A 12,771-nucleotide genomic window follows, 5' to 3' on the forward strand; every position below is an offset into this window, starting at 1 on the left:
TTACTGCAGCGCATCCGCAACTACTTCCAGCTTCATCCCCCTGGAGCCTTTAATCAAAATGATGTCGTCTGGGCGGACGAGCTGCTTAAGCGCCGCGATGAGCTTCTCTTTGTCCCGGAATGCTTGCACGTGCTGCGGGTTGTAATGGCTCAGAGCGCCTGCCGCGATATGCTCGCCAAGCTCTCCGTATGTGTACACATAATCAATATGGACCGGATCCAGCGCCTCGCCGATATCGCGATGAAAGTCCGCTTGCTCCGGGCCCAGCTCCAGCATATCGCCCAATACCGCGATTTTCCGTTTATATCCGCGCAGTTCAGCCAGCAGCGTCAATGCGGCTTTCATAGACGCAGGGCTGGCATTATACGCGTCATTCAGCAGTGTGTAGCCTCCGGCAGACCGAGTCATTTCGATCCGCATGCCGGACAGCTTGGCTTGCGCCAATCCGCTGCGCACATCCTTCGTGCTGACCCCCATGTACTTGGCTACTGCGACCGCCGCCAGCGCATTGACCACATTGTGTCGTCCGAGAAGCGGAATCGTAAAGGAGGTGGAGTGAATCGTGTTCATGGAGAAGTGTGTGGCGGTGCCGTCTGTCATCATCCCCTCCGGATACAGATCGTTGCTGCTCTGCTCGCCGAAGCGCAGCAGCTTCCATTGATCCCCCGACACATCCGGCGGAGGCGACTGCAGCAATTGCTCAAACTCTCGTATCAAGAGCGGATCATCCCCGTTATATAGAAACAAGCCGTCAGCGGCAAGGCCGTATACGATCTCAAGCTTCGCTCTTGCAATCTCTTCTCTGGAGCCCAGCTGCTCCAGATGTGCTTCCCCCACATTGGTAATGACGGCCACCTCCGGCTTCGCCAGCCGGCTGAGCAATGCGATTTCTCCACGACCGCGCATGCCCATTTCGAGCACAGCCATTTCCGTCGTCTCCGGCATGGAGAGCAAGGTCAGCGGCAACCCAATGTGGCTGTTATAATTCCCCTCTGTCTTGTGCACTTTGTACGTGGTTGCCAATACTGAGGCAACCAGATCCTTCGTCGTGGTCTTGCCATTGCTTCCTGTCACCGCCACTACTCTCGCGGCAGTCTGATCGCGGTAAGAGGAAGCAAGCTGCTGCATGGCCAGCAGCGCATCATCCACAAGCACAACCGGCCCGGCGGGAGGCGTGCCGTGGTCGCGCTGCCAGAGTGCAGCCGCAGCCCCGTGCTGCAATGCGCTCTCTGCGAATTGATGACCATCCGCGTTCGCGCCGACAAGCGGGATGAACAGATTCCCCTTCTCAATCGAGCGCGAATCAATCGATACTCCGGCAATCCGTACCGCTTGGTCTTCATCGGCAGCCGAGGCGCCAGCGATCATCGAGGCAATTTCCTTAAGCGTCCTTTGAATCAATGTCCCAAACTCCTTATGGCATTCTTGGCAACCAGCCGATCATCGAAATCGTAACGGGTTACCCCGATTTCCTGATACGTCTCATGGCCCTTTCCCGCAATCAATACTACATCTTTGGGGCTTGCCAGAGCAACTGCTTTTTGAATGGCCGCCTTGCGGTCAGCCAGCAGCTCGTACCGATCCGGTTCCAGCCCTGCTTCCCGTACGCCCGGCTCGATGTCCCGCAGGATAGCCTCTGGATCCTCTGTCCGCGGATTGTCGGATGTAACAATGACATAATCGCTGTAGTTCCCGGCAATCTTCCCCATTATCGGGCGCTTGCTCCGATCCCGGTCGCCTCCGCAGCCGAACAATGTAATCACCTTGCCCTCGGCAAACTCGCGGATGGTTGCGAGAACATTTTCCAGACTGTCCGGCGTATGCGCGTAATCGACAATAACCAGAAACGGCTGCCCTTCGTACACGGCCTCGAAGCGGCCGGACACGCCCGTCATTTCCTCGAGGCTCGATTGGATACGGGAAAGCGGCACCCCCTCCGCCAATGCGGCTGCAGATGCCGCCAGTACATTATAGACGCTGAACTTGCCGATGAGCTTGAGCTTCAGGTCCAGCTCGCCAGCAAACGTTCGCATGCGAAAGGAGGTGCCCTGCGCGGTGATGCGAATGTCGCTCGCCCATACATCAGCGGGATTGTCTATCCCGTAAGTAATGACCTGTGCCGAGGTATGCCGCCTATACGTGTCAGAAGCCGGATCATCCGCATTCAGCACCGCAAACTGGGGGAACGCCGGATCGAACGTATTGCCCATTCTTGAGAACAGCAGTCCTTTTGCAGCCTTATAGTTCGCCATCGTCAGATGGTAATCCAGATGGTCCTGCGACAAATTCGTGAAAATGGCTGTACGGAATCGGCACCCCCGAACCCGGCCTTGCTCCAGCGCATGACTCGACACTTCCATCACACAGTAATCTGTGCCGACATTGCGCATCTCGCGAAAATGCCTTTGCAGCTCTAGCGCTTCCTGTGTCGTATTCTTCACTTCGTATTCCTGGTCGCCGATCTTCATAGCGATCGTACCCATGAGCCCTGTTCGGAAATGATGATCCCGCAAAATTTTCTCCAATATATAAGTCGTGGTGGTTTTTCCGTTTGTGCCCGTGATCCCAATGACTTTCATTTCCAGGCTCGGATTCCGATAGAAAGCGGTGGCGATCAGTGCCATAGCAAATCGGCTGTCTGGCACGTACAGAACCGGAAGCGACGTTTGCAGCGGCTTTTCTGCAACGATGGCGCTGGCACCCTGCTGCTCCGCCTGGGCGGCGTAAGCATGCCCGTCTGTTCGGTGACCGGTAATGCATATGAACAAGTCTCCCGGCCGAACCTTCCGCGAATCTGTTTCCACGCCTGTAAATTCCGTATCCGGATTGCCCGCGATACGGGACAGCAGCAACAGCTCTGTCAATTGCTTCAATTGCATGCCGATTCCTCCCGCCTGGATACACATGCATCCAGTATTGACATTTCCCGATTTATTCAGACTTCTATTCCTTAGCCTCTCCGGATAAGTATACTCTGACTGTCGATCCCCTTTCAATCCTTGTTCCGGCCTTGGGCGCCTGACTGACGACAACCTCTCCGCTGCCGGAAGGCGCCAGGTTCAAATTCGACTGTAGCGTGTGGTAAATATCGGATTTGGACAATCCGACCAAATTCGGCACCTCTACCAGCGGAGTATCGAGGTATTGGTACTCCTTCTCGATCTGATCCTTGCGCGGCTTAACCTCCATGTACCGCAAGGTGTCCTCCAGCATATTGCGTACCAGAGGCGCCGCGATTAAACCGCCGAACTGCAGGCCTTTGGGATTGTCTACCGCCGCATAGATGACCACCTGAGGATCGTCCGCCGGCGCAAATCCGATGAATGAAACGATATGCTCGCTCTTGGAATATCGGCCATTGACCACCTTCTGCGCCGTTCCCGTCTTGCCGCCGACTCGATAGCCGTCAATATAGGCATTGCGGCCAGTTCCTTTGGCCACTACGGACTCAAGCGCACGCCTGACCTCCTTCGAGGTTTCCTCGGAGATGACATTGCGCACCAGTTTCGGTTCGATGGTCTCCACAGCCTCTCCGGTAACCGGATCTAGCCAGGCCTTCGCTACATAAGGCTGATACAGCTTGCCTCCATTAATGGCTGCGGATACGGCAGCTACCTGCTGAATCGGCGTGACCGAGACCCCTTGACCGAATGAAGTGGTGGCCAGTTCAACCGGACCAACCTGCGAGAGCTTGAACAAAATCCCGTTTTCTTCCCCCATTAGATCGATGCCTGTCTTCTGGCCAAAACCGAAGTTGCGGATATATTCGAACAGCGATTCCTTGCCCAGCCTTTGCCCCAGAATGACAAAGCCGGGGTTGCATGAATTTTGCACACCTTCCAGGAAGGTTTGACTTCCATGCCCCCCTCCCTTCCAGCAATGCAAATGCGCGCCGGCCACTTCAATTTCACCGGAATCATGGAACGTATCCCGGTCCAAATCGACCTTACCTTCCTCTAGCGCCGCTGCCAGCGTTATGATCTTGAACGTTGAGCCGGGCTCGTAGGTCATCCAGATCGGCAAGTTCCGATTATATATTTCAGCAGGGTACTCCCGGAAATTTGCGGGATCATAGTCAGGTCGGGAGGCCATGGCCAAAATTTCTCCTGTATTCGGGTCCATCGCGATGGCCAGCACTTGATTGGCCTGATGCTTCACCATGGCCTGATCGAGCTCCCGCTCGACGATTGCCTGAATGTTCTTATCCAGGGTAAGCTGCAAGTTCATGCCGTCCCGCGGCTGGGTATAGCGCTCCGTGCTTCCCGGCATCTCTCTCCCCTTCGCATCTGCAAGAAAGGATACGCTGCCGTTCACGCCTTGCAAGTATGCATCATAGCTCAATTCTATGCCGGTCAGCCCCTGATTGTCTATGCCGGTGAAGCCCAGAATATGAGAGGCCAGATTGCCGAATGGATAATGGCGTTTATTATCCTCGCCGACAACGATCCCCGGCAAGTTCAGCTCCTTGATCTGCGCTGCCTTTTCAACAGAAATTTTACGGCCTGCAGGCTGAATGCGAACGATCAGCTCTCTTTTTGTAATCAGCTCGGCCAGCTTTTCCTGGGGCATGCCCAGCACCTTCCCCAGCTCTCTGGCCGTTTCCTCCGGATTTTGCACCTGGGCCGGCACTGCCATTACCGTGGGAGAGCTGATGTTATGCGCCAGACGGACCCCGTTGCGGTCCAGGATTTCACCCCGCTTCGCTGTGAACGGGATGTTGCGCCGCCAAGATTCCTCCGCACGGTTCGCCAGTTCCGTTCCCATTACGAGCTGCACATATGCCAGGCGGATCATCAACGCTGCGAACAACAGCAAGCCGCCTAGCAGCACTAACAACAACCGCCGCCTGACTGTAACATTAGATACCTTCATTTCCGCCCCTCCTGATCCGCATGATTGACTGCTGCTGGTTCGTCGTATTCATATCATGCTTATTCGGAGCGGCGGATGCTTAGAACAAGCTAAGCGCCCGGAACCGTCTCTATATCAGGCAGCTCGCCCCAGTCTTCATGAGTCGGGCTGTCTGTCGCTTCTTCCGGCATTTCCCCCTCAGGCGATTCCTCGATTTGCTCCTCCCCTGCCGGCGTGTAATCGTAGGGTTCGCCCGGTGGCCTGAGAACAATGTGTACCGATCGATTGCCGGTTACGGATTGGTGGACCACAAATCCTTGGCCATCTACCGTCGTTTCGTATTCCAGCAGTGCAGTGACTTGCAAAGCATCGCGTAGCGATTTGCCGGTCAGGTCAGGCAGATGTGTGTCTTTCGGTTCCGATGACAAGAGCAGCACGGTATCTCCCGGCACTGCTGTACCACCTGCTTCGGGGAATTGCCGCAGCACGGTATCTCCCGTTCCGATCCATTCCATATCCATTGCCCTGCGCAGCAGCTCATTCTCGGCTGCCAGCCGGGTAAAGCCTTCCAATTGAGGCACCGTCGTATCCGGCATGGCCAGCACCAGCCTTTCTGCCGGCTCCTTTGCAGCCACTCCCAAGTATCGCAAGCTCTTGGACATGATTTCCTTGAAGAGCGGCGCCACCACGTCACCGCCTTCACGGTAATCGCCAAGCCTCGGCTCATCCACGATAACGATCAGTGCAATCCGGGGATCTTCCACAGGACCAAATCCGACGAAAGACACGACATATTCATTGTTCTGTGAATATCTGCCGTTAACGACCTTCTGCGCTGTACCCGTCTTGCCCGCAATGCGGTAGCCCTCTATATAAGCCTTGCGTCCTGTGCCTACCTCTTGGTCAGAAATGACTCCCTCCAAGTATTCGCTCACTTGCTCGGCAGTTTCCGGGCTGACCACTTGTCGTACAACCTTCGGCGTCGTGCGCGACACCACCTTGCCTGTCCCTTGCTCCAACACTTCCTTCACAAGAATGGGCTCCATCAGCTTTCCGCCATTGGCAATGGCGGAAATGGCTGCTACCTGCTGAATCGCCGTTACCGATACACGTCCTTGGCCGAATGTTGCGGTAGCCACTTCAGACGGGATATTGCCGCGGAAGTTGATTCTGCCAGACTGCTCGCCAGGCAAGTCAATGCCCGTCTTCTCGCCAAAGCCAAAGTCCAGAATGTATTGATTCAGCTTCTCGTAACCGAGCTGCTCATAGCCAAGCTTGACGAAGGCAACGTTACTTGATCGCTTCAAGCCTTCCAAATACGTAATCTCGCTCCAACCGCTATAGTTGTGATCGTGAATGGTAGCTCCCGGCACGCGAATCGACCCCGACTGGTATGTGGCATTCGGATTGAAAATCCCTTCCTCGACAGCTGCCGAAAGGGTGACAATCTTGAACGTCGATCCCGGTTCATAAATGCCGGATATAGCTGAGTTGAAAAAGTCCTGCTGACTCTCATAATCCCAATATGTATTCGGATTGAAGGTAGGCATATTGGCCATGCCGAGCACTTCCATCGTCTGCGGATCTACCGCAACTGCCGTAATCGCCTTCGGCCGATACTTCTCCCATGTTTCCTGCATAGCCTGCTCGATGTACACCTGTATGTTCTCGTCAATCGTCAGACGCAGCGACTTGCCGTCAACTGCCGGTTCATAGATGGCCTTCGAATTAGGAAGCTCGTAACCGAGACGATCGCGATCATAGCGAATCATGCCCGGGATGCCTTTGAGCGTTTCGTCGTACGTAAACTCCAGCCCTAATGCCGCTGTCCCGTCCAAGCCCCGATATCCAAGCACATGTGCCGCAAGCTCTTCGGTCGGATAATAACGTTTTTGCTCTTCAATGAGATAAATGCCCTCCAGCCCTTTTTCCTCCATGCCTTCACGGATGAGAGCTGCGGTATCCCCATCGATCTTCCAACCCTCGTTGCGAATTTCTCTCTGCTTGTAATATTCTCCCCTAGCGTTTTTCTCATTGACCTTCTCTATTAGTTTCAGTCGCCCGCTCGGATCATCCATACCCAATGCGGGGGCCAATACATTCACCACAGCGTCCCCCATGTTCAATTTATTGATCAAAGCAGGATTGACAGCGACAGTATAAGCCGGCCCGTCTTGAACCAGCACCTTGCCGTTGCGATCCAGTATTGCTCCCCGCTGCGGATTCAGTTCCCTGGAGCTAGACCAAATCTCCTTGGCTCCATCCAGCAAAACCGAAGCCTCTACAACTTGCAAATAATACATGCGGAACATCAAGGCAACAAAAAGGAGGGTGAACCCCCCTCCTATCAACAAGGAGCGCAATGTTACTTTCTTCTTCATGCCGTCTCCCACCTATTATCGATTTGCTGCCACGTTTGCTTTGTTCGCGGCATAGTAGCTGACATCAGCCGAAACCTGCTCGATCGAATCCTCGGTAGACGGGATCAAGCCCATCATCCTCCCTTGCTCAATCAACCGCTTGGGCTCTTGCAGCTTCCGGGTCTCTACTTTCAAAATGCTGTTTTCCTTCTCCAATTGCTTGATCTCGTGCTCGATCTGCTGCAGCTTTGTGTTCACTTCATAGATTTGGGCATACTTCCACAGCACTACCCCCGCTACGGTCATGCACAGCATAATGGTGAACAGATAAAGCAGCTTCTCCCCAGCCGGCAGCGAAACCTTGCGGCTCACGACTTCTCTGGTTTCCTTATAGCGCGCCCGTTCTTCTTTCTTCTCTTTGAACGCTAAATTCCCATGCATATATGCCACTTGTCAAAAACCCCTCTCCCGAGTTTTGATTTCCTGCTCCTGCCTTGTCGGCAGTTTCTCCGCCGCTCGCAGTTTGGCCGACCTTGCCCGCGGGTTTTCCTCCAGCTCCCGCTCATCCGGCGTCCATGGCTTCCGGTTCACCAGCTTCAGGACGCCATCCCTTCGACAAACACATACGGGAAAATCCGGGGGACATGTGCACGTTTCAACAAATTTCGCAAACATTTGCTTGCAAATTCTGTCCTCCAGGGAATGAAAAGTAATGACTGCCACTCTCCCGCCCGTATCCAGACAAGTGATCGCTTGTTCCAGCGACTGCTCGAATGCGCCCAACTCGTCATTTACAGCGATGCGGATCGCCTGGAAGCTGCGCTTGGCCGGATGAGGCCCGCTCCTTCTCGCCGCTGCCGGAATCGCCTGCTTGATCAATTCCGCAAGCTGCCCGGTAGTGCGGATTGCGCCTTCCGACCGCGCCTGCACGATCCGGCGGGCAATCGATTTCGCAAACTTCTCTTCGCCATATTGCCACAAGATGCGGCGAAGCTCTTCTTCAGGCCACTCGTTGACCACATCCGCCGCAGTCAAAGCCTCCGTTCGGTCCATCCGCATATCCAGCGGGGCATCGTGGTTGTAGCTGAAGCCTCTTTCGGCTTCGTCCAGCTGAGGTGAAGAAACACCCAAATCATATAGAATGCCATTAACAAGCGGGATGCCGTCCCGGCTTGGCAGCTGCTGCTCGTCCAGCACTTCCCGCAGGTAGCGAAAATTGCTCTTTATCAGCCTGACTCGATCCTTGTATGGCGCAAGCCGCTGCTCCGCATGGGCAAGCGCCTGGTCATCCTGGTCCAAGCAAAGCAGCAGACCGTTCGGCCCGAGACGGGACGCAATCTGCTCGCTGTGTCCGGCTCCGCCGAGCGTGCAATCTACATATATGCCGTCAGGCTTTATGTCCAAAGCGGCAACGGCTTCCTCCTTCAACACAGTCACATGATGAAACACTGCTACGCCTCCCGATTCACGCATTAGAAGTTAAAATCGAAGTCCACCAGCTTCTCGGCAATCTCGTTGAACGATTCCTCCGAATTATCGGCATACTGCTCCCAAATTTCCTTGCTCCAAACCTCGACGCGATTGGAAACACCAATCACGACAGCAGCAGATTCCAGCTTGGCGTGCTCGCGCAAATTTCCTGGTATGTTTACCCTTCCCTGCTTGTCTAGTTCGCATTCGGTTGCGCCAGAGAAGAAGAAGCGGGTAAAGGCGCGGGCGTCTGACTTCATCAGCGGGAGTGACTTCAGCTTCTGTTCCAGTACTTTCCATTCCTCCATCGGATAAATAAATAGACAGTTGTCCAAACCTCTAGTCATCACGAATGTGGTGCCCAGCGAGTCGCGGAATTTGGCGGGAATGATCATGCGTCCTTTTTCATCCATACTATGTTGGTATTCACCCATGAACATTGGCCCGACTCCTCCTCTCGCATGCGCTGCGGGGCTAGGCTGATTGAGCAATTCCCCATCTTCATGGGATCATCCACCCTTTCCCCCCACTTTACACCACTTTCCTCCACATACGCTTGACTATTCGCCACCACCTGCACAAATCCTTCTATTTCGTGAAAAAAAATTTGAAAAACTTTTGCCTTCACCGCTTGAAAAACGTCTTTCTTATGTCGGGCTTGCGGGCGAAATGCCTGATAGAGCACATACCAGATTGACCATACATCGCGTGGCATGAAGCTGTACCTGGCCTTGCGGCGAGTGAAATTGAAGTAGAGGGAAATAACGGTCTAATCTTCCTGAAGATCGATCAGCCTGAGGAAAAAAGAGGAAAACATGTACTTAAACTTGGTGCAGGCTCATGGTAAATGGGAACGGGACGTGAATAAGACCATGAAACTCCGCTAATTGCAACTGAGCACAAGCAATCTGCAAAATACGCACACTTATTCCCGTTATTTGAGCTGTTCCATGAGGCAAGGGAACTGAATGATCCCGCATAAGCAAGAGGAGGTTACGCAGAGGGGTTATTCCATGAAAAAAAAGCCGCGCCTGCCGACCGTTCATACGGGCGGCAGGCGCAGCTTTTCTAATGTTGATGCGAACAGGTACACCAGAGCATCTTGCGCGCTCCCTGAAGCATGCGAATACGTTTGACTTAGTGTTCGGCCCAGCTGTCCAAATAAGTCCGCTGCTCCTCCGTGAGCGTGTCAATCGAGATGCCGAGCGACTCCAGCTTGTAGCGGGCCACCTGCTCATCGACTTCATGGGGCACATTGATCACTTTCGGGCCGAATTCCTTGTAGCGCTCGTTCACAGTCTTCAGCGACATCGCTTGCAGGGCGAAGGTCATGTCCATAATTTCGGCAGGATGTCCATCGCCTGCAGCCAGGTTGACAAGACGTCCTTCTGCGAGCAAATACAGCTTGCGTCCATCCTTCAGCTTGTATTCCTCAATGTTGCGGCGCACGACACGCTTCGATACCGATTGCGCCTCGAGCTCTACCTTGTTCACTTCAATATCGAAATGGCCGGCATTCGACAGTATGGCTCCGCCTTTCATCACTTCGTAGTGCTCGCCGCGAATCACGTCGCGATTTCCCGTAACGGTTACGAAATAATCGCCGACCTTGGCAGCTTCCTTCATCGGCAGCACAGTAAATCCGTCCATATAGGCCTCTACCGCTTTGATCGCATCGACTTCTGTTACGACAACTTGCGCGCCAAGTCCCTTCGCCCGCATCGCGACCCCTTTGCCGCACCAGCCGTAGCCGACGACGACGACCGTTTTGCCAGCGACAACCAGATTGGTTGTGCGATTAATGCCGTCGAATACAGATTGGCCAGTGCCGTAACGATTGTCGAATAAATATTTGCATAATGCGTCATTTACGGCGACCATCGGGAATTTCAGCTGACCGTCCTTTTCCAGTGCCTTCAGCCTCAGAATGCCGGTCGTTGTTTCTTCAGCCCCGCCACGCACCTGCGCCAGCAAATCCTGACGCTCCGCATGCAGAATGGTCACCAGATCGCCGCCGTCATCAATAATTAAGTCCGGCTTGGTTTCTAGTGTCTTGATCATAAATTCCTTGTATTCTTTAGGGTCCGGGTTATACTTGGCGAACACAGTAATGCCATCCTCTACCAGCGCTGCACAAACATCGTCCTGCGTTGACAGCGGATTGCTTCCCGTAATCGTTACTTCCGCGCCGCCAGCCTTGACTACTTTGGCCAGGTACGCTGTTTTCGCTTCCAGATGGAGGGAAATGGCGACCTTCAGTCCCTTGAATGGCTGTTCCTTTTCAAACTGCTCCCGAATTTTGTTCAAAACCGGCATGTGCGCCTTTACCCAATCGATCTTCAGATGTCCCTCCGGCGCCAGCTTCATATCGGCCACAATACTGTTAGCCGTAGTTGTCATATGCTTCCCCTCCTATTATATATACATGACATAATGAGCGCCCGGCTGAAGAGGCTGCTCTACCAACATATGGACGAAGTCGGAACCATAGCTGTTCAAGTACACAAAAACATTCAGCACCCTTTCCTGCCTTTTGCCCAATGGATGAAGCTGAGCGGCGATGCGGGACCATTGACCCAACGCGCGGGCATGTCTGCCTGCTAGTTCGGCATCGGTGCGCCGCTCCAGATATTCCACCTGTTCCAGCAGCTTGCGCAAGTTCGATTGACCGAGCTGCCGCATTCCTTCATGAATGCCGGACAGCGCATCGAGCAGCGGGTCATACAGACGGGAAATATGCTTCTTGGTGTCGGCAAACCGATCGTTTAAGCCAGCCGGCTTCTTCGCCATCAGCCAAGATTGCCTGGATTCCTCCAGTTGCAGCAGCGCCTGGTCGAGATCCAGACCGTATTTGGCCATCAGCTTCGACGTCGAAGCATCGATCACGGTCACTTCTGTACGCGGAACAATGATCGGCATTTTCATGCCATATACGGCAAACAATTCCTTCAACATGCCCCAATATGCGATTTCCCCGGGTCCCAGCACGGCAGCCACTACCGGGAATAAATATTCTTGCATAACGGGCCGGGTCATTACATTGTTGCTGAAGTCCTCCGGCTTCTCCTCGAGACGCGCAAGCATGTCTGGAAGTGAACGCTTGCCGGCCTCACCCTTGACTTGAAAGCCATCCTCACTCGCCAATAGCGGTCTGCGCCCGTGTCTGTCCACAGCGAATAAATGAGCCATCGACGCATCAAATGCAACTTGGGGTTCGTAGCCGAGACGTTCTACAGCCTGTTTGCCGGTTAGAGCAGCATCCCGAACAGCACGATTGCCGGTAAGCATAGCGGCAAACATGGGCTGCTCCAGCTTGCGGAGGCTCGGATCGGCGGCGTCCATCACAATCAAGCCATGAGCCCCGAACAGCCATGCTAACAGGCGCGCAAAGGACTCGCTCAAGCTGCCCGCGCCTGCCGTCAGCTCCTGAGCCTTGTCCAGCAAGCCGGGCTTGAAGGAAGTGTCCGGAAGCAGTCTGGCGAGCTCATCCAGACAGTGGCTCCATTGCGCCGGAGTGATCGGCGTCCCGCTAACCATAGCCTGTGCATAAGGGGCTTCCCTGGATAGAGAGATCTTCTTGATCTGACTGCCGGTTTCCCCTTCCGTCACGTATGTATGGTTCACCTCGTCGAAATCATGATCTTCTCCGGCGATCCAAAATACAGGCACAACCGTGCGATTCAGCTTTGCCGCCGCTTCCTTGGCAGCGCGAATGATCGTTACCGCCTTGTATATGACGAGCAACGGTCCGCCAAACAACCCGGCCTGCTGGCCGCCCACGACTACGAATGCTCCCTCTCTCAAACTGTCTATATGGCTCGCCACCCGCGGGTCGGTATTCCCGACCTTGCGGTTATAGGCTTCCAGCGCTTCTGCAAGCGCCAGCTTATCTGCTTTCAGGTGCGATGCGCTGTCCAACCATGCGGCACGAGACTGCCAATCCTGATCGCGATCGTAGCGAACCTCGAAACGCTCCGCTGTTTTGTGCGGTTCATACATGTAGTCTGCGGATAGTGTCGACGGAACAGGCCATCGAAACAACTCCATTCTCATCGCGATCCCTCACTCTCTCAATTCGATTGTACACATC

Annotated in this window: 9 protein-coding genes; all 9 read right to left on the reverse strand. The window is 54.2% G+C overall.

The genetic code is table 11. From position 1 onward, the window contains the following. The 9 genes from XYCOK13_RS03955 to bshC all read right to left on the reverse strand — a co-directional run bounded on the left by XYCOK13_RS03955 (window position 1) and on the right by bshC (window position 12,734). Complete coding sequence (locus XYCOK13_RS03955; RefSeq protein ID WP_213410586.1) at window positions 1-1,401, reverse strand: UDP-N-acetylmuramoyl-tripeptide--D-alanyl-D-alanine ligase; 1,401 nt, start codon at window positions 1,399-1,401, stop codon at window positions 1-3. Further along, window positions 1,398-2,879 (reverse strand): UDP-N-acetylmuramoyl-L-alanyl-D-glutamate--2,6-diaminopimelate ligase, encoded by a 1,482-nt coding sequence (locus XYCOK13_RS03960; protein WP_213410587.1) that lies wholly within the window; start codon window positions 2,877-2,879, stop codon window positions 1,398-1,400. Before XYCOK13_RS03960 ends, XYCOK13_RS03955 begins: the two co-directional genes overlap by 4 nt. A gap of 64 nt (window positions 2,880-2,943) precedes the next feature. Continuing rightward, entirely contained in the window at window positions 2,944-4,872 is a 1,929-nt protein-coding gene (locus tag XYCOK13_RS03965) for a stage V sporulation protein D (RefSeq protein ID WP_213410588.1), read from the reverse strand. A gap of 89 nt (window positions 4,873-4,961) precedes the next feature. Next, complete coding sequence (locus tag XYCOK13_RS03970) at window positions 4,962-7,232, reverse strand: penicillin-binding transpeptidase domain-containing protein (protein ID WP_213410589.1); 2,271 nt, start codon at window positions 7,230-7,232, stop codon at window positions 4,962-4,964. Window positions 7,233-7,247: 15 nt separating this feature from the next. Then, window positions 7,248-7,652 carry a cell division protein FtsL gene (gene ftsL, locus XYCOK13_RS03975; protein ID WP_244864986.1) on the reverse strand — a complete coding sequence of 135 codons (405 nt, stop codon included), beginning with the start codon at window positions 7,650-7,652 and terminating at the stop codon, window positions 7,248-7,250. 12 nt (window positions 7,653-7,664) lie between these two features. Continuing rightward, window positions 7,665-8,660 (reverse strand): 16S rRNA (cytosine(1402)-N(4))-methyltransferase RsmH, encoded by a 996-nt coding sequence (rsmH, locus tag XYCOK13_RS03980; protein WP_213410591.1) that lies wholly within the window; start codon window positions 8,658-8,660, stop codon window positions 7,665-7,667. A 23-nt stretch (window positions 8,661-8,683) separates the two neighbouring features. Continuing rightward, the gene (gene mraZ / locus XYCOK13_RS03985; RefSeq protein WP_213410592.1) at window positions 8,684-9,121 is read right to left on the reverse strand and encodes a division/cell wall cluster transcriptional repressor MraZ; all 438 of its coding nucleotides are present in this window, start codon (window positions 9,119-9,121) and stop codon (window positions 8,684-8,686) included. 697 nt (window positions 9,122-9,818) lie between these two features. Continuing rightward, the gene (locus XYCOK13_RS03990) at window positions 9,819-11,081 is read right to left on the reverse strand and encodes an adenosylhomocysteinase (RefSeq protein ID WP_213410593.1); all 1,263 of its coding nucleotides are present in this window, start codon (window positions 11,079-11,081) and stop codon (window positions 9,819-9,821) included. Window positions 11,082-11,096: 15 nt separating this feature from the next. After that, window positions 11,097-12,734: a bacillithiol biosynthesis cysteine-adding enzyme BshC gene (gene bshC / locus XYCOK13_RS03995; RefSeq protein WP_213410594.1), complete on the reverse strand. Its 1,638-nt coding sequence runs from the start codon at window positions 12,732-12,734 to the stop codon at window positions 11,097-11,099. Between the last annotated feature and the right edge of the window lie 37 nt (window positions 12,735-12,771).

It is taken from the genome of Xylanibacillus composti (assembly GCF_018403685.1).
GTDB lineage: Bacteria > Bacillota > Bacilli > Paenibacillales > K13 > Xylanibacillus > Xylanibacillus composti.